Source organism: Mycobacterium sp. BMJ-28, assembly GCF_054404835.1.
Window position 1 is genome coordinate 1,402,560 of record NZ_CM136783.1, and the last position, 23,840, is coordinate 1,426,399.

Here is a 23,840-nt window from a genome sequence, read left to right on the forward strand (position 1 = left end):
GCCAGCGTAGAGACTGTTGGTGTGGACAACCTGTATCGCCCCCGCCGAACGTGCCTCTCGGTTCCAGGTAGTAGCGACAAGATGATTCAGAAGGCCAAGGCTTTGGCCGCAGACCAGGTGTTCCTCGACCTCGAGGATGCGGTGGCCGCGGACGCCAAGGCCACCGCCCGCACCCGGGTGGCCGCCGCGCTCGCCGAGCCCGGGTGGGGCGGCCAGCTGCGGGGCGTGCGGGTCAACGACTGGACCACGCCCTGGACCCACGCCGACGTCATCGAGGTGGTGGGTACCGCAGGCGCGCATCTGGACATCGTGGTGCTGCCAAAGGTGACCGACGCTTCACACGTGCGTGCCCTGGATCTGCTGCTGACCCAGCTGGAGCTGACCCACGGACTTCCGGTGGGCCGCATCGGGATCGAGGCGCAGATCGAGAACGCCGCCGGCCTGACGAACGTGAACCAGATCGCCGCCGCCCCACGGGTACAGGCCCTGGTGCTCGGCCCGGCCGACATGATGGCCAGCCTCAACATGCGCACCCTGGTGGTCGGGGAACAGCCGGAGGGCTATGACGTCGGCGACGCCCACCACCACGTGCTGATGACAATTCTGGTAGCAGCCCGCACGCACGGCATCAACGCCATCGACGGTCCGTACCTCAAGGTGCGCGACACCGATGCGTTCCGGCGGATCGCCGGCCGGGTGGCGGCGCTCGGATACGACGGCAAGTGGGTGCTGCACCCGGACCAGATTGCGGCGGGCAACGAGGTTTTCAGTCCGCGCCAGGACGATTACGACCATGCCGAGCTGATTCTGGAGGCCTACGAGTGGCACACCTCCCGGGCGGGGGGTGCCCGCGGCGCGGTGATGCTCGGTGACGAGATGATCGACGAGGCCAGCCGCAAGATGGCGCTGGTGATCGCGGGCAAGGGCCGCGCCGCGGGGATGGCGCGGAGTCAGGCCCCGTTCCAGCCGCCGACCTAGACGAGGCTGAAGCCGCTGGCGATGATCCCGATCCACAGCAGGATGTAGAGCACCAGCCCGGCGGCGGCCAGACCGCCGATGATCACGCCGGCCAGCGCCAGCCCCCAGCCGTCCTGGCCGGTGCGGCGCGTCTCGCGCATGGCGATCACCCCGAGGATGAGTCCGACGACCGACGGGATCCCGCAGAACACCAGCCCGCCCAGCGCGGTGATCAGCGCCGCGATCGCCTTGCCGTTGGTGCCGAGCGGTTTCTGCCGGTACGGGTCGTAGCCGGGGAAGGGCGCGGGGTACGGATAGCCCGGCGCCGGCGGGTAGGGCGCGGAGTAGACCGGCGGCGGCAGCCCGGGATCGGCCGGATAGTCCACCGGGGCGAACGGATCGGGCGGATGTTGCGGGTGCGGCGGCGGGTTTTCGGTCACGAAAAGCAGCTCACAACACGGTGACGGCAAGGATCATGCTGAGTACCAGCGATACCGCCCCGACCGCGATCCCCGCGATGGCCAGTCCGTGACCGCTCTGGTTGGTCTGCTTGATCTGGTTGAGCGCGACGATGCCGAGAACGATCCCGATGATCGAACCGATACCGCAGATGACACCGACCAGTGAGGCGATCAGCGAGCCGATGGCCAGTGAATTGGTGGAGGACGGCTCGGCGCCTGTTCCGTACGGCGATCCGTAGGAGGGGCCGTAACTCGGCGGCGGATAGCCGGCGGGGGCACCGTAGGACGGCGGCGGGGTGCCGTACTGCGAGCCCGGGTAGCCGGGGGGAACCCCGTAACCGGATGGGTCGTTGTACGGGGGCGCGGTCGGGGCGCCGAAGCCGGCCGACGGAGGCGGGTAGCCGCCGACCTGCTGGCCCGGAGGCGGGTAGCCGCCGACCTGCTGGCCCGGCGGCGGGTAGCCGCCGGGCTGTTGGGCGGGAGGTGGGTAGCCGCCGCCCTGGTAATCGGGCTGCGAGAAGCCCGGCTGCTGATAGCTGGGCGGTACGTCGTAGCTGGGCTGTCCGTAGCCCGGTTGCTCGTAGCCCGGCTGAGGGTAGCTGGACGGCTGATAGGCGGGCGGCGCCTCGTAACCGGGGGGCGGGCCGTAGCCCCCGGAGCCCGGGTAATCGCCGGCCGGCGGCTGGGTGGGCTCGGGCGCCCGCTCGATCGGCGGTGCCTCGTATCCGCCCGATTGCGGCTCGGCCGCCGAACCCGATTCCGATGAAGTCTCAGATGGCCCCGACGATGATGTGGCGCCGGCGTCCTGGCCCGGTTCTGTCATGCCCACAACGTAGCGTATGTGCTGGTCCCCGCGGTGCTGGAGCGTCGCACGCGTCTGGACGGGCCGACCGTCGGTGCGTACGGGTGAATACCGATAGGTTGATAACCGGCACCTCCCCGCGCATGAAGGAGAAACTCACGATGAGCAGTCCGCTACAGCCCGGCCAGACACCGGGTGCCACCCCCGGCGGCCGTGGCCCCGCGCCGCTGCCCACCCCGCCCAAGGGCTGGCCCATCGGGTCCTACCCGACCTACGCCGAAGCCCAGCGCGCGGTGGATTATCTCTCCGACCAACAGTTTCCGGTGCAGCAGGTCACCATCGTCGGTGTCGACCTCATGCAGGTCGAACGGGTGACCGGCCGGCTGACCTGGCCCAAGGTGATCGGCGGCGGCATCCTCTCGGGTGCGTGGCTGGGCCTGTTCATCGGCCTGGTTCTCGGATTCTTCAGCCCCAGCCCGTGGGGCGCACTGGTCACCGGCCTGGTGGCTGGTGTCTTCTTCGGCCTCATCACGTCCGCCATTCCCTACGCAATAGCCCGGGGCACAAGGGATTTCAGCTCGACGACGCAACTGGTGGCCGGGCGTTACGACGTCCTGTGCGACCCGGCCGGCGCCGAACAGGGCCGGGATCTGCTGGCGCGCTTGACGATCTGAGTGGGCGACGCGCCCGCGATACGGTTGCATATCACGTCTGAATAGCTCTACGGTTTGCCCGCGGGAGGTTCCCGACGGACGGAGGCCGGAAGTGCGGACACGACGGCTCTGTGCTGCGGTGTTGGCCGCGCTGACGGCGGGCTCGGTGGTCTCGGCGTGTGGTGCCAATGACGACGGAATCGTGGTCAGCTACTACACCCCGGCGAGCGAGATGGCTACCTTCACGGCGGTCGCCAAGCGGTGCAACGAACAACTCGGTGGCCGTTTCACCATCAAGCAGGTGTCCTTGCCCAAAGCCGCAGACGATCAACGGTTGCAGTTGGCCCGACGGCTCACCGGCAACGACAAATCGCTGGACGTGATGGCGCTCGACGTGGTGTGGACCGCCGAATTCGCCGAAGCCGGTTGGGCGTTGCCGTTATCGGATGACCCCGCTGGTGAGGCAGAGGCCGACGCCGTTGCCAACACGCTGCCCGGCCCGCTGGCCACCGCGCGCTGGCAGGACAAGCTCTACGCCGCACCAATCACCACGAATACCCAATTGCTTTGGTACCGAGCAGATTTGATGAAGGAGCCGCCCCCGACCTGGGATGCCATGGTGACCGAGGCGACCCGCCTGCACGATGAGGGTGGGCCGAGCTGGATCGCCGTGCAGGCCAAGCAGTACGAAGGCCTGGTGGTGTGGTTCAACACGTTGCTGCAGAGCGCAGGCGGTCAGGTTCTCTCCGATGACGGCAAGACCGTCACGCTGACCGACACCCCCGAGCACCGCGCCGCCACGGTGAAGGCGCTGTCGATCATCAAATCGGTTGCCACCGCGCCCGGCGCGGACCCGTCCATCACCCAGACCGATGAGGGCACCGCACGGCTGGCGCTCGAGCAGGGCAAAGCCGCACTGGAGGTCAACTGGCCGTTCGTGCTGCCCTCCATGCTGGAGAACGCCACCAAGGGCGGAGTGAACTTCCTGCCGCTGAACGACGACCCGGCGATGAAGGGGGCCATCAACGGCGTCGGCACGTTCTCACCGACCGACGAACAGTTCGACATCGCCTACAACGCCAGCAAGAAGGTCTTCGGCTTCGCCCCGTACCCCGGGGTGACACCGGGTGAGCAGGCCCGGGTCACCCTGGGTGGGCTCAACCTGGCCGTCGGACGCAACACCCAGCACAAGGCCGAGGCATTCGAGGCCATCCGGTGCCTGCGCAGCGTCGACAATCAGCGCTTCACCTCAGTGGAGGGCGGGCTGCCCGCGGTGCGGACATCGCTGTACGACGATCCGCAGTTTCAGCAGAAGTACCCGCAGTACGACATCATCCGTCAGCAGCTCACCAACGCCGCGGTGCGGCCGGCCACGCCGGTGTACCAGGCGGTGTCGACGCGGATCTCGGCCACCCTGGCGCCGATCAACGCGATCGATCCGGAGCGCACCGCCGACGAACTGACTCACCAGGTGCAGCAGGCCATCGACGGTAAGGGACTGATTCCGTGATCCAGCGAGAAGCGAAGCGGGATCGCGCATGAATACGGCGACCGGCGTCGACGACCGCGCCTCGCAGCGGCGGCTGGCCTACTGGCTGATCAGCCCGGCCGTCGTGCTGATGCTGGCCGTGACGGCCTACCCGATCGCCTACGCGGTATGGCTGAGCCTGCAGCGCTACAACCTGGCCACCCCCGATGACACGAAGTTCGTGGGCATCGACAACTACGTCACCATCCTGACCGACCGATACTGGTGGACGGCGTTCGTCGTCACGCTGGCCATCACGGTGGTATCGGTGGCCATCGAGTTCGTGCTCGGTATGGCGCTGGCGCTGGTGATGCACCGGACCATCTTCGGCAAAGGCGTGGTGCGCACCGCGATCCTGGTGCCCTACGGCATCGTGACCGTCGCCGCGTCCTACAGCTGGTACTACGCCTGGACACCCGGCACCGGCTACCTGGCCAACCTGCTGCCCGCCGGCACCGCCCCGCTCACCGAGCAGTTGCCATCGCTGGCCGTGGTGGTGCTGGCCGAGGTGTGGAAGACGACGCCGTTCATGGCGCTGCTGCTGCTGGCCGGGCTGGCCCTGGTACCGCAGGATCTGCTCAACGCCGCACAGGTCGACGGGGCCGGCGCGTGGCAGCGGCTGTTCCGGGTGATCCTGCCGCTGATCAAACCGGCGATCCTGGTGGCGTTGCTGTTCCGCACCCTCGATGCGTTCCGGATCTTCGACAACATCTATGTGCTGACCGGCGGAGCCAACGACACCGGGTCGGTGTCGATCCTGGGTTACGACAACCTGTTCAAGGCCTTCAACCTGGGTCTCGGTTCGGCGATCAGCGTGCTGATCTTTCTCTCGGTGGCCGTCATCGCGTTCATCTACATCAAGATTTTCGGCGCGTCGGCGCCGGGTGCCGACGAGGAGGATCGCTAGATGACCGAGCGGGTCGGTGCCGGCCGCGCCACCGGTTGGACGGTGGTGAACATCCTGGTGGTGGTCTACGCGCTGATCCCGGTGCTGTGGATCCTGTCGCTGTCGCTGAAGCCGACTGCGTCGGTCAAGGACGGCAAGTTCATTCCGTCGGCGATCACCTTCGACAACTACAAGGGCATCTTCACCGGCAACATGTTCAGCTCGGCGCTGATCAACTCCATCGGCATCGGCCTGATCACCACGGCGATCGCCGTGACGATCGGTGGAATGGCCGCCTACGCCATTGCCCGGCTGGCCTTTCCGGGCAAGCGGGTGCTGGTCGGGGTGGCGCTGCTGATCGCGATGTTCCCGCAGATCTCGCTGGTGACACCGCTGTTCAACATCGAACGCCGGATCGGGTTGTTCGACACCTGGCCCGGACTGATCGTCCCCTACATCACCTTCGCGCTGCCGCTGGCGATCTACACCATGAGCGCATTCTTCAAAGAGATTCCGTGGGACCTGGAGAAGGCCGCCAAGATCGACGGGGCCACCCCCGGGCAGGCGTTCCGCAAGGTGATCGCCCCGCTGGCCGCGCCGGGTATCGTCACCGCCGCCATCCTGGTGTTCATCTTCGCGTGGAACGACCTGCTGCTGGCGCTGTCGCTGACCGCGACCCAGCGGGCCATCACTGCGCCGGTGGCGATTGCGAACTTCACCGGCAGTTCGCAATTCGAGGAACCGACCGGATCCATCGCCGCCGGGGCGATGGTCATCACGGTGCCGATCATCATCTTTGTTCTGATTTTCCAGCGACGGATCGTGGCGGGGTTGACCTCCGGCGCGGTGAAGGGGTAGCTCATGGCCGAGATCGTTTTGGACCACGTCACCAAGAGTTACGCCAATGGTGCTGTGGCAGTTGAGGATCTGTCGCTGACCATCAACGACGGCGAGTTCCTGATTCTGGTGGGCCCGTCGGGCTGTGGAAAGTCGACCACGCTCAACATGATCGCCGGCCTGGAGGACATCAGTTCCGGCGAGCTGCGGATCGGCGGCGAACGGGTCAACGAGAAGCAGCCCAAGGACCGCGATATCGCCATGGTGTTCCAGTCCTATGCGCTCTACCCGCATATGACGGTGCGCCAGAACATCGCCTTCCCGCTCACCCTGGCCAAACTGCCGAAGGCCGAGATCGCGGCCAAGGTCGACGAGACCGCCGAAATCCTGGACCTGACCAAACTTCTGGACCGCAGGCCCGCGCAGCTGTCCGGTGGTCAGCGGCAGCGGGTGGCGATGGGTCGGGCGATCGTGCGCAGCCCGAAGGCCTTCCTGATGGATGAGCCGCTGTCGAATCTGGACGCCAAGCTGCGCGTGCAGATGCGCACCGAGATCGCGCGCCTACAGAGCAGATTGGGCACCACCACCGTCTACGTCACCCATGACCAGACCGAGGCGATGACGCTCGGGGACCGGGTGGTGGTGATGCTGGCCGGTGTCGTGCAGCAGGTGGGCACGCCCGAGGAGCTCTACAACAGTCCGGTGAACCTGTTCGTCGCGGGATTCATCGGCTCCCCGTCGATGAACTTCTTCCCGGCCACGCTGACCGATGTCGGGCTGCAGTTGCCGTTCGGCGAGGTCACCCTGACCTCGGAGGCGCACGCCGAGCTGGCCGCCAGGAAGGTGGCGGACCTCATCGTCGGTGTCCGTCCGGAACACTTCGACGACGCCGCCCAGATCGATTCCTATGCCCGGATCCGTGCCCACGTGTTCGAGGTGACGGTCGATCTGGTCGAATCGCTGGGAGCGGAGAAGTACCTGCATTTCCGCACCGAGGGCCAAGGCGCGCAATCAGCGCAGCTGGCGCAGCTGGCCGCCGAGTCCGGTGTCGGCGAAAACGAGTTCGTGGCAAGGGTTTCGGCGTCGTCCCAGGTGGCGGCCGGGCAGAAGGCGGAGCTGGCGCTGGACGTGTCCAAGCTGGTGATCTTCGACGGGGCCACCGGTGCCAACCTTTCGATCCCGTGAGTGACGTCCTCGCCGAGGTCCGCGCCCACCTGGGCGCGCACTTCACCCGCGCCGGGGTGTACGGCGATCCCGCGGAGGCCAGCATCACCTTCCTGGGTGCCGACCGGATCGATGTGCTGCGCTTCGGCCCGGCCGATGACGGTGTGAATCACTTTGTCTCGCTGGGTTGTTCGCGATACGCAATGGTGGACCCGACGGATTTCCTGGCCGATACGCAAGCCGGACCGCGGGCGGAGGTGGTGGTGTCGCTGCGATCACCGTCCCCGGCCGGGCTGGCCAAGTCGGTCGCGGTGCTGGCCGCCGCCCCGGCCGTCGAAGGCCTGATCCTGGAGGCCGGCGCGCTGGTGGATCTGAGCGCCCCGCTGTTCGACGGCGCGCCCTTCACCGCATTCCTGTTGGGCGACAGCGATATCGGCGATGTGGTGCTCCCGGAGCCGCTGAAGCCGGTGCGGTTCTTCGCCGCCACCCCGATCACTCCGACGGAGGCGGCCTGGGTGCGGCTCAAGGGTGCCGAGGCGATGCGCGAGGCGTGGCAGACCGACGGTGTCGACGTCTTCGATGCGCACCGCCGGGCGTCCGCGCCCTCCTGACAACTAGAGCCAGTGGTTGCGGCGGAAGTTGCGGTGCATCAGCACGCACACCGTCAGCATCGTCAGCAGCACGGCCGGATAGCCCCATACCTGATGCAGCTCGGGCATGTGGTCGAAGTTCATCCCGTAGATGCCGGCCAGCGCGGTCGGCACGGCGGCGATCGCGACCCAGGCCGAGATCTTGCGCATGTCGGTGTTCTGCTGCATGCCCACCTTGCCGAGCGCGGCCTGCACCAATGAGCTCAGCACCTCGTCGTAGCTGGCGATGCGGTCCGAAGCCAGAATGGTGTGATCGAGGACGTCGCGCATGTAGCGCCGGACCTCTTTGGAGATCAGGTCGTTGTGGTCGGAACCGAGCCGCTGCAGTGCGTGCGTCAGCGGGCTGACCGCTCGCCGCATCTCGACGACTTCACGTTTCAACAGATAGATGTGCTCGATCGCGGTGCTGCTGGTGGGGGAGAAGACGTTCTCTTCCATGGCGTCGATATCGGTTTCCACCAGATTGGTGACATCGACGTAGGAGTCCACCACATGGTCGGCGATGGCGTGCATCACCGCGTAGGGGCCCAGCGCACAGTTGGCCGGGGTGGTGTCCATCTGCCGGCGCACGCTGGCCAGCCCGCCGTGATCGCCGTGGCGCACCGTCACCACGAAGTCGGTGCCGACGAAGATCATGATCTCGCCGGTCTCGACGATCTCCCTGGCGTTGGCCACCGACTCGTGCTCGACGTATTTGATGGTCTTGAGCACCAGGAAAAGCGTGTCGTCGTAGCGTTCCAGCTTCGGCCGCTGATGCGCGTGCACGGCGTCCTCGACCGCGAGTTCGTGCAAACCGAAGACGTCGGCCACGGCCTGCATCTGGTGCGCATCGGGTTCGTGCAGACCGATCCACACGAACGCGTGGCTGGTGCCTTGGGCCTGCAAGTCGCGCACTTTGGTCAGTGCGGCGGCATGGGTGTACTTGCCGGGCAACCGGACACCGTCGACGTACACGCCGCAGTCCACCATGGCCCGGGCGACCGGAACGTGGATGCTGCGGGCATCGGGGGCAGCCGGTGTTTTTCGGACCCCGGGACGGAGCAGCGACGGCGGCAATGCGCGGAATGAGGGCATCGCAAACCTCCCGATCTTGCAGCGCTCGTCCCGGTCGGGAACTCAAGGAATGTTACGTGGCCAAGGTGTCCGATACGTGCCGTCGTGAGCTGTCTACTGCCTGGGAACCTACCCGCCGGTAGCCTATTTCTCGACGTAAAGGGCATCTTTCGGTCTTCTCACGAGGGGGGAACCGGTCCCTGTGAGTTCAGGGTGTGGGTTACCGTGGTCGCCGTGGCCGAATTGGTGCGTACCCCGCAAGTAGTAGTCGAGGATGCCGAGATCTTCGCCGCCCACGAGGGCGGCAAACTCTCGGTCGCGTTGAACGAGCCGCTGGACACCCAGCGCGCCCTGTCCATCGCTTATACGCCGGGTGTGGCTCAGGTCAGCCGCGCGATCGCCGCCGATGCGACGCTGGCGAAGAAGTACACGTGGGCGAACCGGCTCGTCGCCGTGGTCAGTGACGGCAGCGCCGTGCTGGGCCTCGGCGATATCGGGCCCGCCGCCTCGCTGCCAGTCATGGAGGGCAAGAGCGCCCTGTTCAAGACGTTCGGTGGGCTGGACTCCATTCCGATCGTGCTGGCCACCAAGGATCCCGACGAGATCGTCGAGACCCTGATCCGGTTGCGCCCGACCTTCGGTGCGGTGAACCTGGAGGACATCTCCGCCCCGCGTTGCTTCGAGATCGAGCGCCGGGTGATCGAGGCGCTGGACTGCCCCGTCATGCACGACGATCAGCACGGCACCGCCATCGTGGTGCTCGCGGCGCTGCTCGGTGCGGTCAAGGTGCTCGACCGCGACATCCACTCGCTGAAGGTCGTGGTGTCCGGTGCCGGCGCCGCCGGCGTCGCCTGCACCAACATCCTGCTGAACAGCGGGATCAAGGACATCATCGTGCTCGACAGCAAGGGCATCGTCGAAACCTCGCGCAGCGACCTCAACTCGTTCAAGGCGGAGCTGGCGGGGCGGACGAATCCCCGCGGCCGCACCGGTGGGGTGGCCGAGGCGCTGGACGGCGCCGACGTCTTCCTCGGGGTGTCGGCGGGCCTGGTTCCCGAAGAGCTCATCGCGACGATGGCTCCCGGCGGCATCGTCTTCGCCTTGTCCAACCCGGACCCGGAGATCCATCCGGACGCGGCCCGCAAGTACGCCGCCGTCGTCGCGACCGGCCGCAGTGACTTCCCGAACCAGATCAACAACGTGCTGGCGTTCCCCGGGGTGTTCCGCGGTGCACTCGACGCGGGCGCCCGCCGTATCACCGAGGAGATGAAAGTCGCTGCGGCACATGCCATCTTCTCGGTTGTCGGCGACGATCTCGCGGTCGACCACATCGTCCCCAGTGCGCTGGACCCGCGGGTCGGCCCGGCGGTCGCCGCGGCCGTGGGTGAGGCATCCCGAACCTGATGCGCCGGTTGGCGGTGCTGTTGGTGGCGCTGGTGGTCGCCGGTTGTTCGGCGGCCGCGCCGGCGCCGTCGGTGGCCGTCGGCGCCCAGCATGACCCGGAGTCGTCGCTACTGGCGCATCTGTACGCCGCGGCACTGCGCTTCTACGGCAGTGCCGCGCACGTCGAGGTGGCCCCCGACCCGGTGCGGGACCTGGATTCCGGCGATGTCGATGTCGTCCCCGGTCTGACCGGGGCGCTGCTGACCAGATTCGAACCCGACGCGCCGGCACGGTCGGCCGCGCAGGTGTACCGCGCGATGGTGTCGGTGCTGCCGGAGGGGCTGGCGGCCGGTGACTATGCGGACACCACGTCGGACAAGCCGCTGCCCGCGGTGACCGACCGCACCGCGCACGACTGGGCTGCCACGGACACGCTGGCACTGCTGCCACGGTGCGCGACATTGCGGGTCGGGCACACCGCCGGGCGGCCCGGGCCTGCGTCGCTGGCCGGCTGTGTGCTCCCCGCGGCGCGTGAATTCCCGGATGACAACGCGCTTTTCGCGGCGCTGCGGGCCGGCAAGATCGATGTGGCCTGGACCTCGGCGGCGGCGCCGGACATCCCGGACCAGGTGAGTGTGCTGTCGGACCGCACCGCACTGGTGCGTGCCGAGAACGTGGTGCCGGTCTACCGGCGCAACACCCTGTCCGAGACGCAGCTGCGGTCCATCAACGAGCTGGCCGGGGTGCTCGACACCGACGCGCTGGCGCAGATGCGCGCCAAGGTGGCCGCCGGACAGGACCCGGGCGCGGTGGCCGCCGCGTATCTCGACGTCCACCCCCTGGGTCGTTAGCGGGGCAGCATCTTCCCGACGACGCCGGCGAACAGCTTCTGATAGCCCGACCCCGTGAGGCGCACGAGCACGTCGAGCACCTTGGCGTCGGCGCCGACCAGCACCCGCGCGTGGTTCTTGCGGACGGCTTCCAGGATGATCCGGGCTGCCTTCTCCGGCGTGGTCTTGGCCAGCTTCTTGTCGAACACCTTGGCCAGGTTCTCTGCATCCAAACCTTCGGCGGCGCCGGCGTTGCGGGCGATGGCGGTCTTGATGCCGCCGGGGTGCACGGTGGTCACCTTGACCGGGCGTTGGGCCAGGATCATCTCCTGGCGCAGCGCCTCGGTGAAACCGCGCACCGCGAACTTCGCGGAGTTGTACGCGGCCTGGCCGGGCACCGAGAAGATGCCGAACAGGCTGGACACGTTGATCACGTGCCCGTCGCCGGATTCGATCAGGTACGGCAGGAACGCCTTGGTGCCGTTGACGACGCCCCAGAAGTCGACATCCATCACCCGCTCGATGTCCTTGTAGGTGCTGATCTCGACGTCGCCGGTGAACGCGATGCCCGCGTTGTTGTAGATCTGGTTGACCTTGCCGAAGTGCTCTTTGACCGACTGGGCGTAGAGCTCGAAGGCTTCCCGCTCGGTGACGTCCAGGCGATCCGCCTTGACCGGGGCGCCGATGGCCTTCAGGCGCTCCTCGGTGACCGCCAGGCCCTCCAGGTCGACATCGCTGATCGCCAGCTTGGCGCCGGAGCGTCCCAGCTCGACGGCCAGTGCCTGGCCGATACCCGATCCGGCGCCGGTGACGACGGCGACTTTCCCGGCAAAGCCCTCCATGGACACTCCTCGCATAAGGCGGTTTCGACTGGCGTCGAGCTTAGCGGCAACCGTCGGTACCGCGGGTATCGGGTAACGCGCACAGAAACAGCGGCGATACTCGTGTCATGAACCGAACCCGGATTGCCGCGCTTGCGGCACCCCTGGCTGCGTGCGCCGTCGCGTTGTCTCTGGCCAGCCCCGCCCAAGCCGACGACAGTGTCGACTCGTTCGTGTCGACGCTCGACGCGTCCGGGCTGGGCGATATCGACCCGGGCACCGCCACGCAGGTCGGCCAGTCGGTCTGCCCGATGCTCGCCGAACCCGGTCAGCAGGCCGCCGACGCCGCCGCGCACGTCGCCGACACCCTGGGCCAGTCGCTCGGGCCGGCCACCATGTTCACCGGCCTGGCGATCCAGGCGTTCTGCCCCGGCGCGGTCGCCTCACTGGCCAACGGCGAGTCGCCGCTGCCGTTCGGACTGCCCGGCTTCTGACACCCGCCCAACGCGTTTGTGCGGTTTGATCCGCTGGGACCGGTGTGTCCCGGATCAAACCGCACAAACGCGTCTGCGATGGGTTACTGGCCGAACGCCTCGTCGATGATCTCCTGCTGCTCGACGGCGTGCACCTTCGAGGAACCCGAGGACGGCGCACTCATCGCCCGTCGGGAGATCCGCTTGATCCCGGTCAGCTTCTCCGGCAGCAGCTCGGGCAGCGACAGCCCGAACGTCGGCCACGCGCCCTGGTTGGCCGGCTCCTCCTGCACCCAGAAGTACTGCTGCACGTTGGGGTACTGGTCCAGCGTGGCGGCCAGCCGGCGCTTGGGCAGTGGGTAGAGCTGCTCGATGCGCACGATGGCGATGTCGTCGCGCTGTTCCTTGGCCTTGCGGGCCACCAGCTCGTAATAGATCTTGCCGCTGGTCAACAGCACCCGCTTGACCTTCGACCGGTCGCCGATGCCCTCCTCGTAGGTGGGCTCCTCGAGCACCGAACGGAACTTGATCTCGGTGAAGTCCTTCACGTCGCTGACCGCAGCCTTGTTGCGCAGCATCGACTTCGGGGTGAAGACGATGAGTGGGCGGTGGATACCGTCCAGCGCGTGCCGGCGCAGCAGGTGGAAGTAGTTCGCCGGGGTGGACGGCTGGGCCACGGTCATCGAACCTTCGGCGCACACCTGTAGGAACCGCTCGATGCGGCCCGAGGTGTGGTCGGGGCCCTGGCCCTCGTGGCCGTGCGGCAGCAGCAGCACCACGTCGGAGAGCTGGCCCCACTTGGCCTCGCCGGAGGAGATGAACTCGTCGATGATCGACTGTGCACCGTTGACGAAGTCGCCGAACTGCGCCTCCCACAACACGATTGCGTCCGGATCGCCCACCGAGTAGCCGTACTCGAAACCGACCGCGGCGAATTCGGACAGCGCCGAGTTGTACACCAGGAATTTGCCGCCGGTCGGATTGCCGTCGGCGTCGGTGGTCAGCAGATCCAGCGGGGTGAACTCGGCACCGGTCTTGCGGTCGACGATCACCGCGTGCCGCTGGGTGAACGTGCCGCGCTGCACATCCTGGCCGGTCAACCGGACCGTCTTACCTTCGGCGACAAGGGTTCCCAGCGCCAGCAGTTCACCGAACGCCCAGTCGATCTTGCCCTCGTAGGCCATTTCGCGGCGCTTGTCGAGCACCGGCTGGACGCGCGGGTGCACGTTGAAACCTTCCGGCGCGGCCAGGTGTGCGTCGCCGATCCGGGCCAGCAGGGACTTGTCGACAGCGGTGTTCAACCCCTTCGGGGTGAGCTGGTCGGACTCCACCGACTCGCTCGGCTCGATGGTGTGCTTCTCCAGCTCGCGAACCTCGTTGAAGACCCGCTCCAGCTGACCCTGGTAGTCCCGCAGGGCGTCCTCGGCCTCTTTGATCGAGATGTCGCCACGGCCGATCAGCGCCTCGGTGTAGGTCTTGCGCACACCGCGCTTGTGGTCGATCACGTCGTACATTTCCGGCTGCGTCATCGACGGGTCGTCGCCCTCGTTGTGCCCGCGCCGGCGGTAGCACAGCATGTCGATGATGACGTCCTTCTTGAACTCCTGGCGGAATTCCATGGCCAGCTGGGCCACCCACACGCAGGCTTCCGGATCGTCGCCGTTGACGTGGAAGATCGGTGCCCCCACCATTTTCGCGACGTCGGTGCAGTACTCGCTGGAGCGCGAATCCTGCGGCGAGGTGGTGAAGCCGATCTGGTTGTTCACGATGATGTGGATGGTGCCGCCGGTGCGGTAGCCGCGCAGCAGCGCCAGGTTGAGCGTCTCGGCCACCACACCCTGGCCGGCGAATGCGGCGTCGCCGTGCATCATCATCGGCACGACGGTGAAACCGTCGGGACCGTCGCCCTTGTCGAGCAGATCCTGCTTGGCGCGGACCAGGCCCTCCAACACCGGGTCGACGGCCTCCAAGTGGCTGGGGTTGGCCACCAGGGAGACCTCGATGTCGTTGTCCCCGAACATCTGCAGGTAGGTGCCGCTGGCGCCGAGGTGGTACTTGACGTCACCGGAGCCGTGCGCCTGAGACGGGTTCAGGTTGCCCTCGAACTCACCGAAGATCTGGCTGTACGGCTTGCCGACGATGTTGGCCAGCACATTGAGCCGGCCGCGGTGCGGCATGCCGATGACCACTTCGTCGAGGCCGTGTTCGGCGGCCACGTCGATGGCGGCGTCCATCATCGGGATGACGGTCTCGGCACCTTCGAGTGAGAAGCGCTTCTGCCCAACGTATTTGGTCTGCAGGAAAGTCTCGAATGCCTCGGCCGCGTTGAGCTTGCTCAAGATGTACTTCTGCTCGGCAACGGTCGGCTTCTCATGCCTGACCTCGATGCGCTCCTGCAGCCACTTCTGCTGCTCGGGCTCCAGGATGTGGGTGTACTCGACACCGACGTGACGGCAGTAGGCGTCGCGCAGCACCGACAACACGTCGCGGAGTTTCTTGTACTCCTTGCCGGCGAACCCGTCGACCTTGAACTCGCGGTCCAGGTCCCACAGCGTCAGGCCGTGGGTGAGCACGTCCAGGTCGGGGTGGCTGCGGAACCGGGTCTTGTCCAGGCGCAGCGGGTCGATATCGGCCATCAGATGACCGCGATTGCGGTACGCGGCAATCAGTTCGATGATGCGGGCGTTCTTGTCGGCGATCGAATCCGGGTTGTCGATACGCCAGCGCACCGGCTCGTACGGGATGCCCAGCTCGCGGAAGATCTCGTCGAAGAACTCGTCGTCGAGCAGCAGTTGGTGGATGGTGCGCAGGAAGTCGCCGGACTCCGCACCTTGGATGATGCGGTGGTCGTACGTCGAGGTCAGGGTGATGAGCTTGCCGATGCCCAGATCGGCGATCCGCTCGGGGCTGGCGCCCTGGAACTCGGCCGGGTACTCCATGGCGCCGGCGCCGACGATGGCGCCCTGGCCGCGCATCAGGCGCGGCACCGAGTGCACGGTGCCGATGGTGCCCGGATTGGTCAGCGAGATGGTCACGCCGGAGAAGTCCTCGGCGGTCAGTTTGCCGTCGCGGGCGCGCCGCACGATGTCCTCGTATGCGGCGATGAACTGGCCGAATTGCATTGTCTCGCAACGCTTGATAGCGGCCACGACGAGTTGCCGGTTGCCGTCTTTGCCCTGCAGGTCGATGGCCAGGCCGAGATTGGTGTGTGCGGGCGTGATGGCGCTGGGCTTGCCGTCCACCTCGGCGAAGTGCCGGTTCATGTTCGGGAACTTCTTGACCGCCTGCACGATCGCGTACCCCAATAGGTGGGTGAAGCTGATCTTGCCGCCACGGGTGCGCTTGAGGTGGTTGTTGATCACGACGCGGTTGTCGATCATCAACTTGGCGGGGATGGCCCGCACGCTGGTGGCGGTGGGGACCTCCAGCGAGAAGTTCATGTTCTTCACCACGGCCGCGGCGGCGCCGCGCAGCACCGAGACCTCGGCGTCGTCGGCGGGCTTGGGGCTAGGGCTGGCCGGGGCCTTCGCCGCAGCTGGGGCCGCGGCGGGCGCGGCCTTGGCGGGAGCTTCTTTGGCAGGCGCTTCTTTCACCGGCGCCGGGGCGGGGGCCGATGCTGCGGCGGGCGCGGGCTGGGCGGCGCCGTTACCGGCGGCCGTGTCGGTCACCGGTTCCGGTGAGTAGTCGACCAGGAATTCATGCCAGCTGGGATCTACCGAGGAGGGATCTTCGCGGAATTTGCGATACATCTCCTCGACCAGCCACTCGTTCTGTCCGAAGGGGGATGGGGAACTGGTCACGGCAGTTCTTCGCCTCGATTCCATCTACTACTGCGGGCGCGTGATGCAGCCCACCACGTGTGTGCGGTTACCCGCGCTCGGCCGCCTTAAAGGCTATCGCTTCCGGTCGCGGCCCGACCAGGCACGTCGCGCTGAGGTACCGGGCCGCCGACCCGGGCTGACATATGGCCTGTTATGTCACTGCCCCGTTCTAGTCCCGCGGCGCGGGCAGCACGAGCAGGGTGGACGGCCATCGCGGCGGCGGACTGCCGAACGCCCGGCGGGCGTTGCCGACGATCCGCTTACCCATCAGCCGGTTACCCACCCCGCCGACCACGGCACCGATGCCGACCGGCAGCAGCTTGCCGAAGGCGATGGCGCCGCGTTTGAGGGTGTACTTCTTCACGAAGAACCGCAGCAGTCTGCTGTTCAGCTGGGACACCGCGGGCAGCGGCAGCGTCGCGGCCCCGTCGGAGAGCCAGGCGCCACTGGTGCGCCCGGTGCCCAGCAGATCGGCGACGGCGTGCTTGCTGTCATCGCCGACCAGTACCGCCAGTACGAGGGCACGGCGCCGCTCCCGGTGATCGGCCGGAATCCCGTGCACTTCGGCCACCGCGAGCACGAACACGGAGGTGGCCTCCAGGAACACGACGGTCTCGCCTGCCACCGCCGACATGGCGACCAGGGTGCCGATACCCGGGAACGCGGCGGCAGACCCGACCGCCGCGCCGCTGGCCATCACCGCGGCCAGGTAGTGCTTCTCCAGGCTCGCGATGATCTCGGCGGGGGTGGCATCGGGCTTCTTGTCCCGGAGCCGGCGGACATAGGCCGTCACCGCCGGCGCCTGCAGTCGGGTGCTGCGTTCCAGCAGCTGGGAAAGTACCTTGGCGGCCGCGCTGGGATCGTCGTCGCGGCTGTCCTGTGTCGCCGGAAGCCGGCTGGTGCTACTGGACCGAGCGTTCATCGCTGTGTCTCCTGTGAAAATCCCGTGCGCGGTATGCCCATCAAGGCTAACTCTGGTCCAACGACGGACCCGGGACCTCCGGTGCCCGAACGTGACGGCAGTCACTGTTCGCCCTGCGTGGAAGAAAAAACCGGCGTGCGACGCTGCCTCTGACCGTGGCAACATCCCTGAGCGTGGAAGCGACCCAGACCCCGAGCCGCATCCGGATCATCGCGGTGCTGGGCCTGCTGATCGCGCTGGGCCCCCTCACCATCGACATGTATCTGCCTGCCCTGCCGCGGATCGCCGATGACCTGTCGGTGTCCTCTTCGGTGGTGCAGCTGACGTTGACCGGCACTCTGGCCGGGCTGGCGGTGGGGCAGCTGGTGGTCGGGTCGTTGTCGGATTCGCTGGGCAGGCGTCGGCCGTTGATGGCCGGTATCGCGCTGCACATGGTCGCGTCGCTGATCTGCCTGTTCGCGCCGAACATCGTGGTGCTGGGCCTGGGGCGGGGCCTGCAGGGTTTCGGCGCCGCGGCCGCGTCGGTGGTGGCGGTCGCCGTCGTCGGTGACCTGTACACCGGCACCGTGGCCGCGACGGTGATGTCGAGGCTGATGCTGGTGCTCGGGGTGGCGCCGGTGATCGCGCCGTCGCTGGGTGCGGCCGTGTTGCTCAAGGCGTCCTGGCATTGGGTGTTCGCTGCGCTGGTGGTGCTCGCCGGTGGCCTCCTTCTGCTCGCGGTGCTTGCGCTGCCCGAGACGCTGCCGGTATCGCACCGGCGCCCACTGCATTTCCGCAACATCATCGGCACATACGGCGAACTGCTGCGCGATGCGCGGTTCGTCATCCTGGTCCTGGTCGCTGCCCTGGGCATGGCGGGGCTGTTCGCCTATATCGCCGCCGCACCGTTCGTGCTGCAAGGCCGGTACGGCCTGGATCAGCAGGCTTTCGCGCTGGTGTTCGCCGCCGGAGCGATCGCGCTGATCGGGGCCACCCAGGCCAACGTGCTGCTGCTGCGGCGGTTCACACCGCAGACCATCACCTTGTGGTCGCTGACCGTTTCGGCGGTCACGGCGGCGGTGTTCGTGGCGCTGGCGCTGGGCCATGTGGGTGGGCTGTGGGGATTCCTGGTGCCGGTCTGGTTGATCCTCGCCGCCATGGGCCTGGTCATCCCGAACGCCCCGGCTGTTGCGCTGTCCCGGCACACCGACGCGGCCGGGACGGCCGCCGCATTGCTCGGCGCGGCCCAGTTCGGACTCGGCGCCGCCGTGGCACCGCTGGTCGGTGTGCTCGGCAACAACGAGTTTGCCCTGGCATCGGTGATGGTGGTCGGATCGAGCATTGCCTTGTTCGCACTGCTGGCGGTCGGGTCCGGTACGTCCGGGTCGGTCGACGCGCCGGTCGGCGAACACGTCCACGACGCGGCGTAAGTTGTCGGGGAACGGCGCGTCGGTGGCGCCGCCCTCCCCGATACCCGAGTAGATGCCCGAGAACCTGACTGATCGACGCCTGCCTCCGGCCACCCGGCTGACCGGGACCGCTCGGCAAGCCAACCCCTGGCACGCCCTGTGGGCGATGCTTGTCGGGTTCTTCATGATCCTGGTCGACTCGACGATCGTCGCCGTCGCCAACAAACGCGTCATGGAGGCACTGGCCACCGACTACGACGGCGTCATCTGGGTGACCAGCGCCTACCTGCTGGCCTACGCGGTGCCGCTGCTGGTGGCCGGACGGCTCGGTGACCGGTTCGGGCCGAAGAACCTCTACCTGATCGGGCTGACGGTTTTCACGCTGGCCTCACTGTGGTGCGGCCTGTCCGGGTCGATCCAGATGCTCATCGCGGCTCGGGTGGTGCAGGGCATCGGTGCCGCCCTGCTGACCCCGCAGACCTTGTCGACGATCACCCGTATTTTCCCGCCGGAGCGCCGCGGTGTGGCGATGAGCGTGTGGGGCGCCACGGCCGGGGTCGCCACCCTGGTCGGGCCGCTGGCCGGCGGTGTCCTGGTGGACGGGTTGGGCTGGCAGTGGATCTTCTTCGTCAACGTGCCGATCGGCGTGATCGGCCTGGCGCTGGCGGTGTGGCTGGTTCCGGTGCTGCCCACCGAGAAGCACAGTTTCGACCTGCTCGGTGTGGCGCTGTCCGGCATCGCGATGTTCCTCATCGTGTTCGGCCTGCAGGAGGGCCAATCGCATCACTGGGCGCCCTGGATCTGGGCCACCATCGTTGCGGGCGTGGGGTTCATGGCCGCGTTCGTCTATTGGCAGGCCGTCAACCCGCGCGAGCCGCTGATTCCGCTGAAGATCTTCCGGGACCGCGATTTCACCTGGGCGAATGTCGGTATCGCGGTGATCGGTTTCACGGTCACCGCGATGATCCTGCCGGTGATGTTCTACGCGCCCGCCGTATGCGGGTTGTCCTACACCCGGTCGGCGTTGTTGACCGCGCCGATGGCGATCGCGACGGGTGTACTGGCCCCGTTCGTGGGCCGCATCGTCGACCGCGCCCACCCCGCGCCGATCATCGGATTCGGCTTCTCGGCCATGGCAATCGGGCTGACCTGGCTGTCGCTCGAGCTGACGCCGAGCACCCCGATCTGGCGGCTGCTGCTGCCGCTGACGGTGATGGGCGCGGGGATGGCGTTCATCTGGTCACCGCTGGCGGCCACCGCGACCCGAAACCTGCCGCCGCAGCTGGCCGGCGCCGGATCGGGTGTCTACAACACCACTCGACAGGTCGGCTCGGTACTCGGCAGTGCCGGCATGGCGGCCTTCATGACCGCGCGGATCGGGGCCGAGCTGCCCGGCGGCGCCACCGCACCCGCCGGAGCCGAGGGGCAGGCCACCGTCCTGCCGGAGTTCCTGCATGAACCATTCTCGGCCGCGTTGTCCCAGTCGCTGCTGTTGCCCGCGTTCGTGGCGCTGTTCGGCGTGGTTGCCGCGCTGTACCTGCGCGGCTCCGGTGCCGGGGCGCCGCGATTGGTCACCGGTCTGCCCGCGCCGCGGCTGCCGGCGCCCGCCCAGCATTCGGTGGACGAGCACTGGCACGACGAGGACGATTACATCGAGTACACGGTGGATTGGGCAGACGCCCCGGGCCTGCGCCCCCGCCCCATCCCGGGCGCGGACGCACCGACCGACCTGCTGCCCGCGATACGAGCGGACGAACCCGAGACCGAGCCGCTGTACGCACACGTCGAGCATCCGCTGCATGCGCCGGCCGACACCTGGCACGGTGGTCCCGTCGACAGCTGGGAACGCGTGCTCGACGAGCCGGTGGTGCCCGCTGAGCCGGTGCCCCCGCCGCCGCCCAAGCCCATGCCGGAGCCACCGCGCGCCTGGCGCAGCATCCTCGACGATCTGCTCAAAGAGGAACCCGCCAACGAGATCGGCCACGCCCACAACGGTTTTCACACCGATCAGCACAATTACCTGCAGCCGCTGCAACCGCCCACCGATGAAGCCGATCCGGATTCCGGTGGCAGACATTCCCGGCCCAGCCGCGGCAGGCACTCCCGCGACGACTGATGTTGTCGACGACCTAGTTGGTCGAGGGTGGTGCTTGGGGTTGGAAGGGTTGGAAGGGTTGGTACCACCACCATTGGGCGCGTTCAGGGCGACCAGTCGCGTGAACTACCTGGTCGCACCCTGCCGCCTGAACTGCATCAAAAGCCCGTACCCCGATGGGCATTGCACTTCGTCTTCGATGACCGCCGCGACCGCTTGATACATCTGCTCGAGGACAGCATTCACGTCGGATACAGTCGACTGCGACAGGTTTGCTGAACTGGGGTAGGGGCACTGTGGCTGAGGAGACACTTGTTGCTGATTTGGCGGCGATGGGACGACTGTTGCCGCAGGTTCAGGACCTCGCTGGCGAAGTGAGGCAGGGGTTGCCGTCGTCGATTTCTGTGACCGGCACTGTTGCTGAGGGCGTGGTCCCCTCCCTGGCCGCTGCGCAGTCAATGGCGACCGGGACAACTCCGTTCATCCGATCGGTAGTCGCGGCACGATTCGTCAAGATAGCCGAAATGATCGAAATAGCACGCCGAGGATTTGTCACGACCGACGAGCAACTTCTCACCGTGGTCAACGCGATCCCGACACTGCAACCGCAACGCCCCTAGCCTTAAACCACACGAGCATGACCCCGACGAAAACTCTGGTTCTCGACACAAACCCGCAGCACGTCCTCGATCTGATGGACGACTGGAAAAAGGCGTTCACCACCCTGGAAATTCATACTGAAACCTACAAAGGGCATGTGGAACGGCCCGGGGGTTCTTATTGGGAAGGCGCTACCGCCGAGGCGGCGCAGGCCCGCGCTGGACAGGACTACAGCGCGGTCTCAGCCGCCCGTGACGCCGTGGACACCGCTTCACAGAAGATCGCGAACATCGTGTCCTCCCAGCTGATGCCAGCACTATCGAATGCTCAGCGGATCATCGCCAACGCCGAATCCTACGAAGGCGTCACCGTTAATGAGGACTTGAGCATCACCTACGACCCGCCCGAAGGTACCTCCGAACAGACCGCTGCCAAGAACCATCAAGCCATCCGAGACGCCGCTGACGAACTAAAAGCATCCGCCGAGAAATGGTGGACCGCTGAACAAACAACCGCCGAACAGATCAACGAAATGCAGAACGCGGTCGCTGAGCACATCAACTTCGCGTCCGCATTCACCGACATAATGCAAGTGATCGCCCGCGCCACCGGACAACCCGACCCAGCGCCCGAACAGCCCGTGTCCAAAACCTCGGGGACCACCGACCTTCCGACTGGCGCACCAACTTGGCAGGACATGATCTTGCCCCCAGGAACTACAGCCGACACACCGCCACTCGCAACGACATCACCGTCACCGTTGGACGCACTACTCGGCGAAGGCAAGACCACCCGACCAGATCAACCCGCCACCCTCGATGATGCAATGAACGTCGTCGCACCAGGGTTGAACATTGCGCTCGATCAACGACGTCTGCGGGTACTCAGTCAGGTCCCGTCAGCCCAGGAACTGAAAGCCGACCCCAAAGTCGTCGATGCCGCGCGCGCCATGCTTACCGCTCAAGGCGTGCCTGCCGAAGCCATGGACGCCGCTATCGACCGTTTCCTGGACAGCGGCCATCGTCTCGCCGAGCACCTCGCGACCACACCGAACTCTGTTGAGCCCACTGGAATCGCCAGTGTCTGGGATCCGTCGTTCTCGGACTTCTACGGTGAGCGACTTTCAGACATCAAGGACGGGCTAGAGCAGACCGTTGCGAACCTGACCGGGTTGGGCGGTCCAGATTCACCCGGAGTTGTCGAGTCCTGGAAGGGGATGGTCGCCGGAGCCTTCGACAACCCGATGGTCGACCCCCTGGGCTACGAAGAGCGTCACCCCGACGAACCACCTCTGCCCCGCAACAAAGAAGAGTGGGCACACGCCGCCGCCGACCTCACCGTCACCGCAGGATCCGCCGCGCTAGGACCCGAAGCAATCACCGCTCGTGGCGCCCTGACCCATGAATTTCTTGACATCCCTGCTACCGCCGTCAAACCCACCACCGCACTAGACGATCTCGCCGGCGCGGGACACCCACCCACACACCCAAATCACGGCGACGTCAGCAGCCACACCCCAACGCCTGACGCACCAACACAACACGTCGCGGCACCCCCAGCCGTGAACAGCGGACCACACCCACTGCCACTGGACACGCCCCTATTCGACAACTATCAACCCACCCCGCCCGGACCAGAATTCACCAAACCAGACGGCAGCCTTGTCTACCCTGATGACTCCCTGCCCAGCAAGCCATACGCCATACAAGGAACAGTGATCCCGAACGCCGAACTACCCCAAGGCGCAACACTCGACAGGTTCGGGTATCCGGGGGGATCGTGGGTATCGCCCGAAGGCGTTCCATTCGCTGAACGCGCCCTACCTCCAGGGTCTTCCGAGAAGCCCTATTTCACATACGAGGTAAACAATCAGGTCGGACTACCGCCAGGGTGGCGGATCGAGCAGTCTCAAGCCGCACCGTGGTTTCATCAACCTGGCGGCGGCACCCAGTACCGAATCCTAGACGATGCCGGGAACAATGGGAGTGTCGAAGAGCTTGTCAGATGGGGATACCTACGAGAGGTAAAATACTAATGTCTGATTTCGCACGAATCGATACGCTATGGAAACAGCTGGGACCCGCTATCGGCGGTGGCGATGTATCCGTTTTGATACAGAATGCTGACCATGCGATAAGTTTCCACTCGAATGACTACACCGTGCATCTTCACCAAGAAGATTCTTGGTGGGTGATGGATACCGTCAACGACCGCAACCAGCGACGGAATGCAGTAGCCACCGTCTCCAGTTTCTCGCTCGCTGAAAAATATCTCTTATGGGACTGGTCGACTACTGCCTTTTCTTCTTTGGCATCGGGACCCTTGGGCGCGGATCTCGCTAAACAAGGTTTTTCTCCTCAAGTCAACGTAACAAAGGTTGATGGCGGATACAAAATATCGTTGAATTCTGAGTGGGCAATCCTGTCGGTGGTAAATGCAACGATTTTCAGTCATCTGATATCTTATTCGTTCGAGGAAATTGAGCGCATGATAAATAAGAGTTATGCGTGAATAGT

The 23,840-nt window shown here is 66.3% G+C and carries 21 protein-coding genes; 15 read left to right on the forward strand and 6 right to left on the reverse strand.

Features of this window, described 5'->3' with window-relative positions; genetic code table 11:
* The first annotated feature begins 21 nt into the window (after positions 1–21).
* A complete protein-coding gene (locus tag ACXPWS_RS07005; protein WP_458711752.1) occupies positions 22–978 on the forward strand; it encodes an HpcH/HpaI aldolase/citrate lyase family protein in 957 nt (318 codons plus the stop codon).
* Here the strand turns inward: ACXPWS_RS07005 and ACXPWS_RS07010 are convergent.
* Both ACXPWS_RS07010 and ACXPWS_RS07015 read right to left on the reverse strand, forming a co-directional pair.
* Complete coding sequence (locus ACXPWS_RS07010) at positions 975–1,397, reverse strand: DUF4190 domain-containing protein (RefSeq protein ID WP_458711753.1); 423 nt, start codon at positions 1,395–1,397, stop codon at positions 975–977. The two genes, ACXPWS_RS07005 and ACXPWS_RS07010, sit on opposite strands and share 4 nt — an antisense overlap.
* 10 nt (positions 1,398–1,407) lie before the next feature.
* The gene (locus tag ACXPWS_RS07015) at positions 1,408–2,241 is read right to left on the reverse strand and encodes a DUF4190 domain-containing protein (protein ID WP_458711754.1); all 834 of its coding nucleotides are present in this window, start codon (positions 2,239–2,241) and stop codon (positions 1,408–1,410) included.
* A 140-nt stretch (positions 2,242–2,381) separates the two neighbouring features.
* Here ACXPWS_RS07015 and ACXPWS_RS07020 point away from each other — a divergent pair, with 140 nt between their 5' ends.
* The 6 genes from ACXPWS_RS07020 (at position 2,382) to ACXPWS_RS07045 (ending at position 7,899) form a co-directional block, all read left to right on the forward strand.
* Positions 2,382–2,894, forward strand: coding sequence for a general stress protein (locus ACXPWS_RS07020; protein WP_458711755.1), 513 nt, complete (start codon positions 2,382–2,384; stop codon positions 2,892–2,894).
* A gap of 91 nt (positions 2,895–2,985) precedes the next feature.
* Entirely contained in the window at positions 2,986–4,383 is a 1,398-nt protein-coding gene (locus ACXPWS_RS07025) for an ABC transporter substrate-binding protein (protein WP_458711756.1), read from the forward strand.
* Positions 4,384–4,411: 28 nt separating this feature from the next.
* Complete coding sequence (locus ACXPWS_RS07030) at positions 4,412–5,308, forward strand: carbohydrate ABC transporter permease (protein ID WP_458711757.1); 897 nt, start codon at positions 4,412–4,414, stop codon at positions 5,306–5,308.
* Entirely contained in the window at positions 5,309–6,145 is an 837-nt protein-coding gene (locus tag ACXPWS_RS07035) for a carbohydrate ABC transporter permease (protein ID WP_458711758.1), read from the forward strand.
* A 3-nt stretch (positions 6,146–6,148) separates the two neighbouring features.
* Positions 6,149–7,309 carry an ABC transporter ATP-binding protein gene (locus tag ACXPWS_RS07040; protein WP_458711759.1) on the forward strand — a complete coding sequence of 387 codons (1,161 nt, stop codon included), beginning with the start codon at positions 6,149–6,151 and terminating at the stop codon, positions 7,307–7,309.
* On the forward strand, positions 7,306–7,899 hold the full coding sequence (locus ACXPWS_RS07045; protein WP_458711760.1) for a suppressor of fused domain protein: 594 nt from the start codon (positions 7,306–7,308) through the stop codon (positions 7,897–7,899). Before ACXPWS_RS07040 ends, ACXPWS_RS07045 begins: the two co-directional genes overlap by 4 nt.
* A 3-nt stretch (positions 7,900–7,902) precedes the next feature.
* On the opposite strand, the gene corA is transcribed toward ACXPWS_RS07045, so the two are convergent.
* A complete protein-coding gene (gene corA, locus ACXPWS_RS07050) occupies positions 7,903–9,012 on the reverse strand; it encodes a magnesium/cobalt transporter CorA (RefSeq protein ID WP_458711761.1) in 1,110 nt (369 codons plus the stop codon).
* 213 nt (positions 9,013–9,225) lie between these two features.
* Here corA and ACXPWS_RS07055 point away from each other — a divergent pair, with 213 nt between their 5' ends.
* Both ACXPWS_RS07055 and ACXPWS_RS07060 read left to right on the forward strand, forming a co-directional pair.
* Positions 9,226–10,395 (forward strand): NAD(P)-dependent malic enzyme, encoded by a 1,170-nt coding sequence (locus tag ACXPWS_RS07055; RefSeq protein WP_458711762.1) that lies wholly within the window; start codon positions 9,226–9,228, stop codon positions 10,393–10,395.
* Positions 10,395–11,225 (forward strand): glycine betaine ABC transporter substrate-binding protein, encoded by an 831-nt coding sequence (locus ACXPWS_RS07060; protein WP_458711763.1) that lies wholly within the window; start codon positions 10,395–10,397, stop codon positions 11,223–11,225. The genes ACXPWS_RS07055 and ACXPWS_RS07060 overlap by 1 nt, the downstream gene beginning before the upstream one ends.
* Here ACXPWS_RS07060 and ACXPWS_RS07065 read toward each other — a convergent pair.
* Positions 11,222–12,046 (reverse strand): SDR family NAD(P)-dependent oxidoreductase, encoded by an 825-nt coding sequence (locus tag ACXPWS_RS07065; protein WP_458711764.1) that lies wholly within the window; start codon positions 12,044–12,046, stop codon positions 11,222–11,224. The two genes, ACXPWS_RS07060 and ACXPWS_RS07065, sit on opposite strands and share 4 nt — an antisense overlap.
* 107 nt (positions 12,047–12,153) lie before the next feature.
* Between ACXPWS_RS07065 and ACXPWS_RS07070 the strand changes: the two genes are divergently transcribed.
* On the forward strand, positions 12,154–12,519 hold the full coding sequence (locus ACXPWS_RS07070; protein ID WP_458711765.1) for a DUF732 domain-containing protein: 366 nt from the start codon (positions 12,154–12,156) through the stop codon (positions 12,517–12,519).
* 83 nt (positions 12,520–12,602) lie between these two features.
* Here ACXPWS_RS07070 and ACXPWS_RS07075 read toward each other — a convergent pair whose 3' ends face one another.
* Positions 12,603–16,247, reverse strand: coding sequence for a multifunctional oxoglutarate decarboxylase/oxoglutarate dehydrogenase thiamine pyrophosphate-binding subunit/dihydrolipoyllysine-residue succinyltransferase subunit (locus ACXPWS_RS07075; RefSeq protein WP_458713436.1), 3,645 nt, complete (start codon positions 16,245–16,247; stop codon positions 12,603–12,605).
* Positions 16,248–16,488: 241 nt separating this feature from the next.
* On the reverse strand, positions 16,489–17,241 hold the full coding sequence (locus tag ACXPWS_RS07080) for a hypothetical protein (protein ID WP_458711766.1): 753 nt from the start codon (positions 17,239–17,241) through the stop codon (positions 16,489–16,491).
* Positions 17,242–17,414: 173 nt separating this feature from the next.
* On the opposite strand from ACXPWS_RS07080, the gene ACXPWS_RS07085 reads away from it, so the two are divergent.
* The 5 genes from ACXPWS_RS07085 (at position 17,415) to ACXPWS_RS07105 (ending at position 23,835) form a co-directional block, all read left to right on the forward strand.
* Positions 17,415–18,650 carry a multidrug effflux MFS transporter gene (locus ACXPWS_RS07085; protein WP_458711767.1) on the forward strand — a complete coding sequence of 412 codons (1,236 nt, stop codon included), beginning with the start codon at positions 17,415–17,417 and terminating at the stop codon, positions 18,648–18,650.
* 52 nt (positions 18,651–18,702) lie between these two features.
* Positions 18,703–20,745, forward strand: a complete 2,043-nt coding sequence (locus ACXPWS_RS07090; RefSeq protein ID WP_458711768.1) for an MFS transporter — start codon at positions 18,703–18,705, stop codon at positions 20,743–20,745.
* Positions 20,746–21,020: 275 nt separating this feature from the next.
* Positions 21,021–21,344 (forward strand): hypothetical protein, encoded by a 324-nt coding sequence (locus ACXPWS_RS07095; protein ID WP_458711769.1) that lies wholly within the window; start codon positions 21,021–21,023, stop codon positions 21,342–21,344.
* A gap of 17 nt (positions 21,345–21,361) precedes the next feature.
* Positions 21,362–23,359, forward strand: coding sequence for a TNT domain-containing protein (locus ACXPWS_RS07100; protein WP_458711770.1), 1,998 nt, complete (start codon positions 21,362–21,364; stop codon positions 23,357–23,359).
* Positions 23,359–23,835, forward strand: a complete 477-nt coding sequence (locus ACXPWS_RS07105) for a hypothetical protein (RefSeq protein ID WP_458711771.1) — start codon at positions 23,359–23,361, stop codon at positions 23,833–23,835. The genes ACXPWS_RS07100 and ACXPWS_RS07105 overlap by 1 nt, the downstream gene beginning before the upstream one ends.
* Positions 23,836–23,840 lie beyond the last annotated feature (5 nt).